The organism is Metabacillus flavus (genome assembly GCF_018283675.1).
Classification (GTDB): Bacteria; Bacillota; Bacilli; order Bacillales; family Bacillaceae; genus Metabacillus_B; species Metabacillus_B flavus.
Genome location: NZ_JAGVRK010000001.1, coordinates 3,138,961 through 3,152,259, shown reverse-complemented (window position 1 = coordinate 3,152,259; position 13,299 = coordinate 3,138,961). Strand labels below are relative to the sequence as shown.

The window sequence follows — 13,299 nt, the reverse complement described above, 5'->3', positions numbered from 1 at the left end:
TGGTTTTGGATGATTTCCGCTGCAGGATGCTCCCTTTCCGCGGGGCGGTCGGTGAGCCTCCTCGCCGCTTTGCGCCTGCGGGGTCTCACCTGTCCCGCTGCTCCCGCAGGAGTGTCGCACCTTCCGCTCCAATCAGCCTAACCCATAATTGTTCGAATTACTTTTTTAAAAGCTCTGTTAAACTTGGCTGTTGATTTCTCCTGCAGGCGTTCGCTTATCCTTGGGCGGGCGGTGAGCCTCCTCGGGGCAAGCGCCTGCGGGGTCTCATCTGTATCGCTGCTCCCCCAGAAGTCTCGCACCTTCCGCTCCAATCAGCCTAACCCATGATTGTTCGAATTACTTTTTTAAAAGCTCTGTTAAACTTGGCTGTTGATTTCCGCTTCAGGCGTTCGCTTATCCTTGGGCGGGCGGTGAGCCTCCTCTTGGCTTCGCCACTGCGGGGTCTCACCTGTCCCGCTGCTCCGAGGGAGTCTCACGCCTTCCGCTCCAATCAACAGGTGCTAAAAATCATCATAATGCTTGCTTTAACATAGTTATTTTTTAAAAACCCTCTGATTGCTCATACAGCATCCCGGGGGTGAGGACAATTTGAATCAATTCCTCTCAGCAAGACTTATAAGACAGAAAGGTGTTCCAATCAACCTTTTTAATTTCTATTCCCATTCTTCTTGAATGATAGAAAAGCGTGATTGAACACCCATCCAATTTCACACGGGTGATTACCAAAATATGTCCAACTCAGGTATAGGGATTTAATTCCAATGTAGAAACAAATGATAAACTTTAATTAAATGAAGCTGAAAGTGGTGGGGAAATAGATAATCACAAGTTTAATGAGTTCATTAAAATTTCCCAAAAACTAAATGAAATTGAAATTATTCCGTTGTTAATGGGATCGGTTGGCTTAGAAGTGATTACAGGGGAGAGCTGGGATGCTCAAGACATAGACATTCATGTACCAGGCGATAAAAGAGGATTGGAAGTGCCGCCGGAACTATCTATACATAACTGGATGGATATTGTGAAAATCATGACCTTAATGGAGTACAGCCTAATTGACTTGCATGAGCACGGGTTCTATAAAGAGGGATTATCAGTTGAATTTGGTATTTTTGACACTTTACCAAATTTCGCAAGGATACAATTAGTAGATTTAGAAATACATCATAAGGAGAACGCAAAGTATTATTTACTAAATCCTGAGCAATATTTACATGTTTTCAACTCTTCTTCAAAGGATAGCTACCGGGCAAATAAAAATAATCATAAAGATTTAAGAAAAATAGATTATTTAAAAAATATGATAGACTATGACTAAATTTTTACTGTTTTACTGGGTTATTTTTGGTAATATAAAATCTAGAGATGAAATGAGAGGAGAATCTGTTCATATGTGGAATGCCTTGAAATGATCGTTAATTAGATAGAGACAATTGCGGTCTTTTTTTTAAGGATACGTTTATTTGTCTATCTTAAATCATTCAAGGGACACATGGTGTGGACAATTGTATTCCCATTGCCGAGCAGATACCTTGTATATCTGCTTTTATTTTTGGGTAAAAATACATCTCTATTGATACAATCATAGAGTCCCTAAATTGGGGGAATTTTAATGGATAGTCAGTACGGCAATGAAGAAATGCTAACAGGAGGGAATGTCTCCAGCGTATATCGGCTGGGACATACTGTTCGACGAGAATTAAAGCCTGAGAGTATAAAAATTCATACATTACTCCAGCACCTTGAAAGCAAAGGCTTAAATGGTGTGCCAAAGTTTTTAGGTATTGATGAAAAAGGAAGAGAGATTTTATCTTTTATCGAAGGAGAAGCCGGGAATTATCCGTTAAAAACATATATGTGGTCGGATGAGGCTTTAAAAGAAATTGCAAAGATGCTTCGCCGCTATCATGATGCGGTAAGTGACTTTCCGATGAAAGAAACATGGCAGCCAATAGATAATACTCCGCAGCCCTTTGAGGTGATGTGCCATAATGACTTTGCTATCTATAACATTATTTTTCATCAAGAAAAACCAGCAGGTGTTATTGATTTCGATCTGGCTGCTCCTGGTCCTAGACTTTGGGATATCGCCTATACTCTTTACACGTGCGTTCCTTTAAGCAGATTGCATCATACGGAAGCTGGTGAGGCCGTTTATTACGATCCGCTAAAGGATAGTGAACGGATTAAACATAGAATTGAGAAGTTTTTTGATTCCTACGGTTTAGAGGGAAAGAAAACAGGGTTTTTAGAGATGGTATTGCTTCGAGTAGAAGGATTATGTAAAACGATGCAAAGGAAAGCCAAAGAAGGCGATATGGCGTTCCAAAAAATGATTGATGAAGGACATTATCAACATTATCAAGAGGACCTTCAATTCATTCGTGATCATGGAAAAGAGTGGATTTAAGAGTGAAATTTTGTTGAACCAACGGATTTAAAGCAGGTATAGGAATAAGCATGAGGGATCTTGATTCTGTATGTTTATCTCAAGGATGTTTTGAATTAAGTTCTTTGAAAAATAATAGGTTTGGCTGATTGGAGCGGAAGAAACGAGACTTCCCGGCCCGCGAAAAGCGAGTCCTGCAGCTGAAATCAGCCATTCCCATTCTAATTTGAGGCTATCGATTACTAATGTCTAAAGCTTCCGAATTCCGTTTAAACAGTCTACTGCGGTGATATTAATTAAAGAAAGAGAAGTTTACTATCTAGGAAAAGGAGTTTTCTCATGATCACTCATACAATAGAGACAAGGGAGCACGATGAATTTAAAGAGATTACAGAGCTTGTTCAGGAGGAGGTAACCAAGTCCGGTACGAAATCTGGCTTTGTCTTTATCTACTGCCCTCACACGACAGCAGGAATCACCATTAATGAAAATGCCGATCCCGATGTAAAAAGAGACATGATTGAAAGGTTCAACATCGTGTACCCGTGGGAAATGGAGTCAGACCGCCATATGGAAGGAAACACGGCAGCTCATATGAAAGCAAGTACTGTTGGAGCATCTGAGCAAATTATGATAGAGGATGGCCGTCTCGTACTGGGAAGATGGCAAGGAATCTATTTTTGCGAGTTTGATGGGCCAAGAACCCGCCGGATTTTTATAAAAATAACCAGTGATTAATTGTTTCCAGCACATTCACACTTGAATCCTGTACAAGGTGTTTTACACTTAAGAGGGTGATGAATTTGGAGATCGTGGATTATTCCTATAAAAAAAGAGGAAATGTCGAGTTTGTTTTTTCCCCGTTTCCTCATTCAAGAGTTCTTCTTTGTCCGATTAAAAATTACTTTTTTGTCCGGTATGTAAAATGGGATGACCGGGATCCCATTGTAGAGCGGGCCGATTTGGAGCATATGGAGTGGCTCGTTAACAAGCACTTTGGATTAGAAGCCTGGTACAAGCGGAGAAGGGCCTTTAAGCAGCCGGCAGAACCTGAATAGTCCGCTTATATAGCGGCTGTAGAGCTCCCAATCTTAGAGACAATCGTTCTATTTTGATAATAAACAGGCAATCCGCTGTTTGCCGGGCTGAAAAAGTACAAATATTTATAGTCCGGCCTGGTTGTCTGTGAAAGAAGATATGCAGAACGCTTTGACCCTGGATACCGGTAGTCATTCAGGCTTTTGATTACCCCGTCTGCATCTTTAATTCCCATACCATGGCCAAAATACTCTTTATTCCCCATCATGATGGTGTTTTCACCCCTCCATTGAGGATATTGCGCGTCAAAATCCGGGTTATTGAAATAAAGGCAATCTCCCGGTATATAATCATTCCCGCGCTGAGTTCGGATATTAAGATCCTCATCATGACGCCAGTCCCTTAATACAATGCCTCTAAATAATCGGTCAAACGCCCGGGCACCAAGGCTGTCGAGGGCTGCTTTATAAAATAAAATAACGATTGCTGTAGCGCATTCGAAGGCGTAAAAGCGTCCATTTGTAAAGATATCCTGAATTCCCGCAGAAGAAGGCACTCCCTGCCTTAAGATAAAGGCTCCTCTTTCAGTCAAAATCCACAAAGCCGGATTGCACATAGACGTTTCGAAAGTAGCAAATTCGGCACCGCTATACGTTAATGCTTTTGCCGCATCGATTACCTTATTCCTCATATTTAACTCGAATGAAAATTGTTCCATGCTTACGAATACATACTTTTCTTTATATTTCTCCATATTCAAGATCATTTCTTTTTGTACGGCTGTTTTCGCTTCTTTTTTGAGCTTGCTGTAATCCATTTCCTTGTTCTGAATGATAATCAAGAGAGTTCCTCCCATCAGCCATATAGTTAAGTCTATGCCGTATATGTGCGAAGAGAGCATGGATTCGGATAAGGAAGCCGCGTCGTTGACAGGAAGCCATTGAAAAAGCTGATTTGGCGTGATTTTAGCAGGACCTCTTACATGACAAATATGAAAAAAACATATAAGATAACAAAGGCGAAAATAATTCCTACTTAATTCATTGGAATGATCATATTATCGTATTGAAAGCCAAAATAGGGAGGAAACAAGCATGGGTTTTGTTATTTTAAATATTATTTTATTGCTGCTCATCATCGCAGGTCTTTTTTACATGCAAAAAAAGCATGTATCTTTTTCTAAACGGGTGTTTACCGCATTAGGAATTGGGATTGTGTTCGGTTACGCCCTGCAGGCCGCATATGGCGCTGATTCGGAAGCGCTTATATCCTCCATAGACTGGTTTGGCATAGTGGGGGACGGTTATGTAAAGCTTCTTCAAATGGTTGTTATGCCCCTTGTGTTTATCTCCATTGTTGCTGCTTTCACCAGGTTGAAACTGTCAGCGAATATCGGGAAAATCAGCGGACTTATTTTAGCAGTTTTATTAGGAACGACGGCCATCTCAGCTGCTGTCGGAATTGCTTCAGCTACAGGCTTCGGACTGGAAGCCATTCAAATTGATCAAGGTGACGCAGAAAAAGAGAGAGCGGCGCAGATAGAAGAGAAATTCAGTGAAATTGAAGGGCAGACATTCCCTCAGAAGGTAGTCGAATTGCTGCCGGCAAATCCATTTCTTGATCTTACGGGTGAACGTCCTTCTTCAACTATTGCTGTCGTTATTTTTGCGGCCTTTATAGGAATTGCTTTTCTTGGAGTGAAAAGGAAGCAGCCAGAACAGGCTGAAATGTTTTCAAAAATTATTGATGCTCTATATGCAATCGTCATGCGGATTGTAACGCTTATCTTGCGTTTGACTCCGTATGGGGTACTTGCCATTATGACTTCGACAGTGGCGCTAAGCGATTTTGATTCAATTTTAAAACTAGGTAAATTCGTCATTGCATCTTATATAGCGCTAGCTGTGATGTTCATCATTCATTTGGTTATTATTTCTGTTTCTGGATTAAATCCGATTCTTTATATAAAAAAAATCATACCTGTTTTATCGTTTGCCTTCACATCCAGATCAAGTGCAGGTACGCTGCCGCTTAATGTAAGCACACAGACTAAAAAGCTGGGAGTGCCGGAAGGAATCGCGAACTTCGCCGGGTCGTTCGGCCTTACAATTGGCCAAAATGGCTGTGCCGGGATTTATCCTGCGATGCTCGCAGTAATGATTGCTCCGTCACAGAATATCAACCCTCTTGATCCTGGATTTATTCTTACGCTGATCGTGGTTGTAGTGATCAGTTCTTTTGGAGTAGCGGGAGTGGGAGGCGGAGCAACATTCGCTGCCATTTTAGTTCTTTCCACTTTGAACTTGCCAGTCGCTTTAGCAGGTCTGCTCATCTCAGTCGAACCTCTGATCGATATGGGGAGAACCGCTTTAAACGTTAGCGGAAGCATGACAGCTGGAATTGTAACAAGCCGCGTAACGAAGGAACTGGATACAGAAACGTACAATAGCCGGCAAACGGGTAATGCAGAAGCTTATTAAATCCGGCTGCCCGGACAATTCATGAACCACCGGTTGAGACTAAAAATTTGCTGTTTTAAATAGGTTCTTTGTGCAAAAATGTTTAGGCTGAGTGGGAGCAACGGGACAGGTGCGACCCTAAAGGAGTTTCCGCCCGTTCCATTTAAAGGGGGACATCCTGGAGCGGGAATCCTCCATAACCAATCCTGTTTCATAGCAGTAAAGTCCGCGAAAACAGTCTTTAGAAAAAACCCCTCTCGGAAGCAGAAAAACAGTTCCTCGTGATACAATGGACTTGAACAAATTTCTGCTAATCCGAGGAGGGAATTGTATGTTTACAACAGTCAACGATTTTTTAAACGAATGGCAACAGGAATCATTGTTAACTCAAAAAACACTAGATGTGCTGACGGATGAATCACTAAGCCAGGAAGTTTCGCCAGAACTCTACAGCATCGGGAGCGTGGCTTGGCACATTACGGGATCTGTTTACTATTTCCCTTCACAAATTGGAGTAGAATTTGAGCATCCTGATCTTCAAAAAAAGGCACCTGAGTCCGCTGCTGAAATCAAAGAGACCTACATAACACTCAGCCAGCGCTTAACAGAAGCATTACCGGATCAGGTAACGGATGAGAGAATGCACGAAGTCATGGATCTTTTTGGATATAAGCTTCCAGTACAAGGCGTACTTCGTTTGTTTATCCAGCATCAGGCACATCACCGTGCACAGCTGACCGTACTCATGAGACTTGCTGGATTGAAGGTTCCTGGCATTTATGGACCAAGCAAGGAAGAATGGGAAGCAATGAATGCGCTAAAAAGCTAATATGTGAAATCTTTTGTAAAGCCGGGTTCATTTCCGGCTTTTTTCTATGCTTAGAAATCGGATAAAGCGTCTAATCCTTGTTAAAACAGCAATTATGATGAAAAAGTGTTTCAACATTTCCGGTAAGGGAAAGGATAAGTAGCATAATAAATAAGGAGTGTTTCAGATGTCCGAGAAAAATCATATGATCGACCGAACAGGCGATGTAAATCCGGGAGAAATCGAAGACGTAGTCAGCCGAATCGGTGTGGATAAACAGGAAGAAATACTTGAAAACTTTGATGGATTCAAAAAATATCTCAGGGAAAAAGTCGAGGTAGGCAAAAAAATAGGCCTGAGCGAGGAGCAGCTTGCGAAAACGACTGAGCGTGTCGCCAATTATCTGGCAGATCACGTAAACCCGAAAAACCGTGAAGAGTATCTTCTGCAGGAGCTGTGGAAATCTGGAGATAAACAGCAGCAGCACGCATTAGCTCATATGCTTTTGAACATGGTGGAGAAAGAATAGTAAACGAAAAAAGTACTTCCTGACGCGGAAGTACTTTTTTTATGAGTGAATTCTTTTACGAGTTGATAGCCTGTACAAATGCAACGGCAGCTGATTTACTGCTCTGAGGATTTTGGCCGGTAACAAACCGTGTATCGGCAACTACATGATCGGAATAAGCAGCAGCTCCCTCAAATTGTGCACCCTGCTCTCTTAGTTTGGATTCAAGCAGGAATGGCATTAAGGCATCGAGACCTGTCTGCTGTTCTTCCTCATTTGTAAAACCTGTTAAATTGACTCCGTCGACAAGCCATTTGCCGTTTGAAAGCTTTGTTCCTACAAATCCGGCAGGGCCATGGCAAACAGCGCCAATTACTTTATTATTTTCAGCAAAATAGGCCAGAGCTTTTTGAAGCGAAGGATCTTCTGGAAGATCAAACATTGTTCCATGGCCTCCAGGCAGGAATATACCATTGAAATCCTGTGGGTTCAGCGCAGAAAGCACTTCCGTATTTTGAAGCATAGCGATAGCATCGTCCCATTCATCCGGAGGCGTTCCTTCCACACTATTAGGGTCGATAGGAATTCTTCCTCCTTTAGGACTCGCTGCTCTAACTTGAAATCCGCTGTTCACAAATTCATTATACGGCTCTGCGAATTCACCAAGCCATAAGCCTGTTTCGTGTTCTTTATCAATCTCACTTGAATTAGTTAATACCATTAATATCTTTTTCATGTCATTATCCCTCCTAGGGTTTTCAGTACATTGTATATTTAACCTCAATGTGTGCTCTTTAACCGTAATTTTTTCTTTTATGATTCGCCATCGGGTAAATCGGGTTAAAATAAGTTGTGGAAATGAGGAACACCATGAAAAAATGGCTGAAGGTATTTGTCACGATTTTGCTTCGAAAGATGGACTTACGTCACTTAAGGACATCGAAAACTCAGAAATTCAAGGCGGGAATCATGCGCAATTTGGACTTTACGAAAAGCAAAAAGGGGATAACCCAGCAGACATTCCGGCAGAGCAGCAGCAAAAGCAGGTTATTCAATACATGGAAAATTGGATAAAAAGAGGGAGCGGCAAGTAACACCGCTCCCTCTTGCTATGTGCAGGGAGGATAAATCATCAGCCCCGCGTCATTCATTATTGAACCGTTTCTGTTTTTTTCTTTGGAGAATAGGCAAGAAGCAGCGCGATCGCTCCCACTATTGCTGCAATTAAAAACGGAATTTTCACTCCTGCAGCCTGGCCGACCAACCCTGATACGACAGGTGCGAATGCAGCTCCAAGCCAGCGCAGAAAATTATATCCTCCTGAAATAATGCTTCGCTCAAACGGAGCCTCCATCACATGGCTTGTGAATAGAGCGTTGTTCAATCCGGATACAAGACCGGAAAGAATAATGATCATAATCATAAGCGGGGTAGAGCTGACGAAGAAGAGCAATAATAGCAGTGCCGTGAAAATAGCCAAAGTTACTGGAAGGATTTCTTTTGCCGTCCATTTCTTTTCAAGAGTATGACTAAGCCCTGCAGATCCATATGCAAGACATAAACCCCATCCGAAGAAAACGAATCCAATCTGAATTGTATCCAACTTTACAACAAGAGGGGAATAGGCAAGAACCACAAAGAAACCGTAATAATAGAGCATTCCAGCCAGGGCCGTTTTAATAAATGGCTTATAGGCAAAAAGCTGCTTTAATTCTTTAAGTCCGGCAGGTTTCCGCTTTTGCTTGTTTACAGGTTCATACACAAACAGCATGACCAGCAGGAAGGCAGCAAAAATAAGAAGTCCTGTTGCCATAAACGGGAATCTCCAGGAATGACCTCCGAGGACTCCTCCTAATAAAGGACCGCCGGCCATTCCGAGCCCGATTGCTGCTTCATACATCCCGACTGCCTTATGAGAATCAATGGATAGGGCAATTAACAGCGTCATGGCTGTTGCAAAAAACATGGAATTTCCTAAACCCCAGCCAGCCCGGAAGATGGAGAGCTCAGCGATGGTGTTTGAGATGCCGCAAATAAAGGCAAAAATAGTAACGATGGCCAATCCGATGACCATCATTTTTTTATCTCCAAAGCGGCTGGCTAAAATACCTGCGGGAATCATCATGATGGCCATGGTTAAAATATAAGCTGTAAACAGCAGTTCGACTTGCCAATGAGTAGCTCCAATTTGATCAGCTATCACTGGAAGAATCGGGTCGACCACTCCAATTCCCATAAAAGCAAGAAAGGTTGCGAGCACTGTAATATTTCGTGCAAATGCTTGTTTTTTCATTCGGATCACCTTACTCTTTCAAAAGTTGTGTTACTTTGTCCTGAAGCTGTGAAATCTCGTCTCTGAAATCCCTCATCCGTTCCATTTTTTTATCAATCATGACGATTTGTTCGGATAGTCCGGCTGCAATATGGTCAAGTTCTTCTCTTCGTTTTGAAGTATCCCGTGAATTACGGTAATCCTCGCGGTGGTGCTGAATTTTTTCGCGGAGCTTCACAAAGTCCTGAAGCTCTTGAAGAGAAAAACCAAGGATATCCTTTGCCAGCACGACCTTTTTTAACCGTTCAATGTCATCCTCACTATACAGCCGGGTACCGCCATCTGTTCGTTCAGGCTCTGTAATCAGACCGAGCTCTTCATAATATCGAATCGTTCTTTTAGTCAGGCCTGTTTCTCTTGCTGCATCATCAATTTTGAATTTATTCATCCGCACCATTCCCTTCGCACTAAAGATAACCTTAACGTTAACGTTAGATTTTGTCAAGAACTCTCCCTTTCATTGAATAAATTAGACCTATATTGCTCATGTTAAAAAAGATTCTTCATTTAGGAGGTGAGCACGTGGGTATTTTTGGAAAAGATCACAAATCAGAAAAGCAATCACACCAAGGCCAAAATGATAGCCAGGCTCTTCAATCTGCTCTTTCAGATGCAGAACAGGCGCTGCAAGGCGATCCTTTGAAAGAAGCAGTTGAGAAAAAGAAAAATAACCACCGTTAATTAATTGCATAAAAAGAGAACGGGTTTACAGACCCGTTCTTCTTATTTTTTAGGCAGCTTTTTATTAAGGAAAAACGTTCCGAAGGGAATCACGGAGGCGATGAGTGCTAACCCCATTTTTATAATGCTCCAGCGGTGACGGAACGCTGCATTTGCAACAGCGAGAATAAATAGTACAAAAAACAGTCCGTGCAGGGAGCCGACAATTGTTACTGCCATAGGTATGTCTGCAAAATACTTAAGCGGCATAGCGATTGCAAGGAGGACGATGAAAGAAATTCCCTCAATCGTTCCTATGACCCGCAGTCTTTTAATTGGTGTAGAAACCAGCATGTTTAATCTCCTTCCTAATCGAGTGCTAGGACTATTATATACAATCCATTCAGCAGTTCATGTCCATTTTTGTCATTTGTCACAATACGTACACAGAAAAAAATATATTGTCGTTAAAAACATAGTTGACTTATCGGAATTATTTGAATAAACTTGCATTAATAGATACAGAGACTGATCGGTCAACCGAAGGTCCTGAACGTAAAAACGTTCAGGGCCTTTTTCAGTCCCAGGAGGAGGAAAAACTTTGAATAAGCTCATTATTTTTATTTTCGTAGGACTGCTTGCGCAATTTATCGATGGTGCCCTTGGAATGGCATACGGGGTTACTTCAACAACCCTGCTTCTTACCTTCGGCATAGCCCCTGCTGTTGCATCTGCCTCAGTGCATATTGCAGAAGTGGCAACAACTGCCGCATCTGGAGCTTCCCATATTAAATTTGGAAATGTAGATAAAAAGACGGTACTGAAACTGATTATTCCAGGGTCAATCGGAGCGTTTGCGGGAGCCTGTTTTTTGAGCAGCCTTCCAGGGGATCTGGTAAAACCTTATGTATCCATTTTCCTTCTCGCTCTCGGGATTTACGTCACCATCCGCTTTCTATTCCTGGTCAGGCAGCAGCAGAAGGTAGAAGATAAACTTGAGATATCTGCTAAAAAAGCTGTTCCGCTTGGACTGATTGCAGGATTCTTTGATGCAACAGGCGGCGGAGGCTGGGGGCCGATTGCGACACCAGTGCTGCTTTCTCAGAAAGGCACTTCGGCCAGAAAGGTAGTCGGAACAGTTGACACAAGCGAGTTTGCAATTGCTTTATCCGCTTCCATTGGATTTATTATTTCGCTTGGATGGGAACAGGTAAATTGGCTATGGGCAGGGGCCTTAATGATTGGAGGAGTCATCGCAGCGCCGCTTGCTGCCTGGCTTGTACGAAAAATACCTGCTCATTTACTTGGAGTTCTTGTCGGCGGTTTTATCGTCTTAACTAATGCAAGAACGCTATTGCAGATGTGGGTGCCAAATCAAAGTCTTCATCCAGTCATTTACGGTGTTATTCTTCTCTTATGGGCCGGAACGATTGCGTTCTCGGTTTTAAAGTATCGTGAAATATCACGGAAAGAGGAAGCGGGAGAATATCAGCTATAGAGGAATAGATTGCCCAAATTGATGTCTAAAGCTGTGCATCATCCTTGAGCGTAAATCAAGCAAGCACAGTACCAATTCATAGGAAACAGCAAAAATGAATGATGAAAAACAGGGCAGAACCACGTGGCCCTGTTTTTTTATTTGGCTATGTTAAACATGATGATTTTTAACACCTGCCGATTGGAGTTGAGGTCGTGATACTCCAGCGGGAGCAGCGGGACTGGTGAGACACCGCAGGCGCAAAGCGCAGAGGAGGCTCCCGCCCGCAGCGGAAATCATCAGCCGAGTTTGACAAAGCTTTTTATTTAGAAACAGTTTTCGCATGTTTCTGCAGTAATAGACAAATTAATTAATAATTTACAAGAAATAAATCCCTATTCATCTATTATTTGCTATAATATGACTTGTTGTTTACTAAATGGAAAAAGGAGTTATACTGATATGCTAAAAGACACCCGTCCATATCCCTTGCTGCTGGTAATGATCTTACTGTTAAGCTTTATCATCCCTAACCCTCCTGCCAAAGCGGAATCTATGTCCATAATGGGATCCTCCATGCTGACCTCAAAGCAAATGGGCGATTATGTCCTTCTAAACAATCCAACTCCCAAACTAACAACTGTCACAATCTATCAGCTTGCTGAACTTTATCTGGAAACGGGCAGAAAAGAAGGCGTCCGGGGAGACATCGCCTTTGCTCAGGCCATCCATGAGACCGGATTTTTTAATTACGGCGGCGATGTGGTTCCGCAGCAAAATAACTATGCTGGAATCGGCACAACCGGAGGCGGAGTAAAAGGTGCATATTTTAGTACACCGGAAGAAGGAGTTCGAGCGCATATTCAGCATTTGAAAGCTTATGCGAGCACCGAACCGCTGAATACAGAGCTTGCTGATCCCCGTTTCAAACTGGTTAAACGCGGCATCGCCCCTTTATGGTCTGACTTGAATGGAAGATGGGCAGTACCAGGCAGAGACTATGGCGAAAAAGTATTGGAAATTCACTTCAATATGGCAAAAATTACGCTTGCGATTCCGAAAGTATATCTTCCAGCCAACCACAAACTGCCGGTTGCAAAGCTTGTGATCAAATCAGAGGTACCGATGCTTTCACCTGACGGATCTGTCTTGAAAATGCTGAATACAGATGAAAACATCCGTGTTTACGGTGTTTTAGGCAACAGCTATGATGTTGGCGGCGGGTATTTAATTGAAGCCAATAGCAGCAAGATGAGTGCGTACATAGGCAGAATATTGATTAAGGACTCAAAAACAGTTATTTACAGTCCGGACGGATCTGTTTTCAGACCGGTCCGCACCGGAGAAGCTCTTCGGGTTTATGATTATGATGAAAATGCTTATCAGGTAGGCGGAGGATATTATGTTTCCGCAGCGGACAAGCCCATTTACCACCTTGGCCGCGTCCAGTTTTCAGCTGATACGGTTATGATTAGTCCAGAAGGGACCCCTTTCAGCCTATTAAAAAAGAATACCGAATCACGGGTTTATGGAATTAATGGAAACCAGCTTGATTTGGGCGGCGGCTATACCGTCACCTATGATGCAAAACAAATGAAATATGTAAATTAACGAAAAACCGGACAGCC

Annotated in this window: 16 protein-coding genes; 11 read left to right on the top strand and 5 right to left on the bottom strand. The window is 42.5% G+C overall.

The features are described 5' to 3' along the window. Positions 1-910: 910 nt before the first annotated feature. From J9317_RS16185 to J9317_RS16170, 4 genes are all read left to right on the top strand, one after another. Entirely contained in the window at positions 911-1,318 is a 408-nt protein-coding gene (locus J9317_RS16185) for a phosphoribosylanthranilate isomerase (protein ID WP_347880533.1), read from the top strand. 294 nt (positions 1,319-1,612) lie between these two features. After that, a complete protein-coding gene (locus J9317_RS16180; protein WP_211560302.1) occupies positions 1,613-2,410 on the top strand; it encodes a phosphotransferase enzyme family protein in 798 nt (265 codons plus the stop codon). 318 nt (positions 2,411-2,728) lie between these two features. Further along, entirely contained in the window at positions 2,729-3,127 is a 399-nt protein-coding gene (locus tag J9317_RS16175) for a secondary thiamine-phosphate synthase enzyme YjbQ (RefSeq protein WP_211560300.1), read from the top strand. A gap of 65 nt (positions 3,128-3,192) precedes the next feature. Then, positions 3,193-3,447 (top strand): hypothetical protein, encoded by a 255-nt coding sequence (locus J9317_RS16170; protein ID WP_035412339.1) that lies wholly within the window; start codon positions 3,193-3,195, stop codon positions 3,445-3,447. 5 nt (positions 3,448-3,452) lie between these two features. On the opposite strand, the gene J9317_RS16165 is transcribed toward J9317_RS16170, so the two are convergent. Continuing rightward, a complete protein-coding gene (locus tag J9317_RS16165; RefSeq protein ID WP_211560298.1) occupies positions 3,453-4,268 on the bottom strand; it encodes a protein-glutamine gamma-glutamyltransferase in 816 nt (271 codons plus the stop codon). A 253-nt stretch (positions 4,269-4,521) separates the two neighbouring features. On the opposite strand from J9317_RS16165, the gene J9317_RS16160 reads away from it, so the two are divergent. The 3 genes from J9317_RS16160 to J9317_RS16150 all read left to right on the top strand — a co-directional run bounded on the left by J9317_RS16160 (position 4,522) and on the right by J9317_RS16150 (position 7,223). Beyond that, positions 4,522-5,907: an L-cystine transporter gene (locus J9317_RS16160; RefSeq protein WP_211560295.1), complete on the top strand. Its 1,386-nt coding sequence runs from the start codon at positions 4,522-4,524 to the stop codon at positions 5,905-5,907. 310 nt (positions 5,908-6,217) lie between these two features. After that, positions 6,218-6,715 (top strand): DinB family protein, encoded by a 498-nt coding sequence (locus tag J9317_RS16155; protein ID WP_211560293.1) that lies wholly within the window; start codon positions 6,218-6,220, stop codon positions 6,713-6,715. Between the two features lie 166 nt (positions 6,716-6,881). Beyond that, complete coding sequence (locus tag J9317_RS16150) at positions 6,882-7,223, top strand: DUF3243 domain-containing protein (protein WP_211560291.1); 342 nt, start codon at positions 6,882-6,884, stop codon at positions 7,221-7,223. A gap of 55 nt (positions 7,224-7,278) precedes the next feature. On the opposite strand, the gene J9317_RS16145 is transcribed toward J9317_RS16150, so the two are convergent. Next, entirely contained in the window at positions 7,279-7,938 is a 660-nt protein-coding gene (locus J9317_RS16145; RefSeq protein WP_211560289.1) for a type 1 glutamine amidotransferase domain-containing protein, read from the bottom strand. 142 nt (positions 7,939-8,080) lie between these two features. Between J9317_RS16145 and J9317_RS20670 the strand changes: the two genes are divergently transcribed. After that, positions 8,081-8,296 carry an alpha/beta hydrolase gene (locus tag J9317_RS20670; protein ID WP_249292207.1) on the top strand — a complete coding sequence of 72 codons (216 nt, stop codon included), beginning with the start codon at positions 8,081-8,083 and terminating at the stop codon, positions 8,294-8,296. 56 nt (positions 8,297-8,352) lie between these two features. Here the strand turns inward: J9317_RS20670 and J9317_RS16135 are convergent, their stop codons facing one another. Together J9317_RS16135 and J9317_RS16130 are read right to left on the bottom strand one after the other, a co-directional pair. Next, positions 8,353-9,495 (bottom strand): MFS transporter, encoded by a 1,143-nt coding sequence (locus J9317_RS16135; RefSeq protein WP_211560285.1) that lies wholly within the window; start codon positions 9,493-9,495, stop codon positions 8,353-8,355. Positions 9,496-9,505: 10 nt separating this feature from the next. Beyond that, the gene (locus J9317_RS16130) at positions 9,506-9,979 is read right to left on the bottom strand and encodes a MerR family transcriptional regulator (protein WP_347880532.1); all 474 of its coding nucleotides are present in this window, start codon (positions 9,977-9,979) and stop codon (positions 9,506-9,508) included. A 77-nt stretch (positions 9,980-10,056) separates the two neighbouring features. Here J9317_RS16130 and sspJ point away from each other — a divergent pair, with 77 nt between their 5' ends. Beyond that, positions 10,057-10,215: a small acid-soluble spore protein SspJ gene (gene sspJ, locus J9317_RS20665; protein WP_347880531.1), complete on the top strand. Its 159-nt coding sequence runs from the start codon at positions 10,057-10,059 to the stop codon at positions 10,213-10,215. A 42-nt stretch (positions 10,216-10,257) separates the two neighbouring features. On the opposite strand, the gene J9317_RS16120 is transcribed toward sspJ, so the two are convergent. After that, positions 10,258-10,545: a DUF3817 domain-containing protein gene (locus tag J9317_RS16120; RefSeq protein WP_211562443.1), complete on the bottom strand. Its 288-nt coding sequence runs from the start codon at positions 10,543-10,545 to the stop codon at positions 10,258-10,260. Positions 10,546-10,795: 250 nt separating this feature from the next. Here J9317_RS16120 and J9317_RS16115 point away from each other — a divergent pair, with 250 nt between their 5' ends. After that, positions 10,796-11,692, top strand: coding sequence for a sulfite exporter TauE/SafE family protein (locus J9317_RS16115; RefSeq protein ID WP_211560281.1), 897 nt, complete (start codon positions 10,796-10,798; stop codon positions 11,690-11,692). 441 nt (positions 11,693-12,133) lie between these two features. Next, positions 12,134-13,282: a glucosaminidase domain-containing protein gene (locus tag J9317_RS16110; protein ID WP_249292205.1), complete on the top strand. Its 1,149-nt coding sequence runs from the start codon at positions 12,134-12,136 to the stop codon at positions 13,280-13,282. The last annotated feature ends 17 nt before the right edge of the window (positions 13,283-13,299 follow it).

Excerpts from the sequence above, each read along its gene's own strand:
- J9317_RS20670 (WP_249292207.1), top strand. The coding sequence starts at position 8,081 with ATGGCTGAAGGTATTTGTCACGATTTTGCTTCGAAAGATGGACTTACG.
- J9317_RS16145 (WP_211560289.1), bottom strand. The coding sequence starts at position 7,938 with ATGAAAAAGATATTAATGGTATTAACTAATTCAAGTGAGATTGATAAA.
- J9317_RS16155 (WP_211560293.1), top strand. The coding sequence starts at position 6,218 with ATGTTTACAACAGTCAACGATTTTTTAAACGAATGGCAACAGGAATCA.
- J9317_RS16150 (WP_211560291.1), top strand. The coding sequence starts at position 6,882 with ATGTCCGAGAAAAATCATATGATCGACCGAACAGGCGATGTAAATCCG.
- J9317_RS16160 (WP_211560295.1), top strand. The coding sequence starts at position 4,522 with ATGGGTTTTGTTATTTTAAATATTATTTTATTGCTGCTCATCATCGCA.
- J9317_RS16110 (WP_249292205.1), top strand. The coding sequence starts at position 12,134 with ATGCTAAAAGACACCCGTCCATATCCCTTGCTGCTGGTAATGATCTTA.
- J9317_RS16175 (WP_211560300.1), top strand. The coding sequence starts at position 2,729 with ATGATCACTCATACAATAGAGACAAGGGAGCACGATGAATTTAAAGAG.
- J9317_RS16180 (WP_211560302.1), top strand. The coding sequence starts at position 1,613 with ATGGATAGTCAGTACGGCAATGAAGAAATGCTAACAGGAGGGAATGTC.
- J9317_RS16135 (WP_211560285.1), bottom strand. The coding sequence starts at position 9,495 with ATGAAAAAACAAGCATTTGCACGAAATATTACAGTGCTCGCAACCTTT.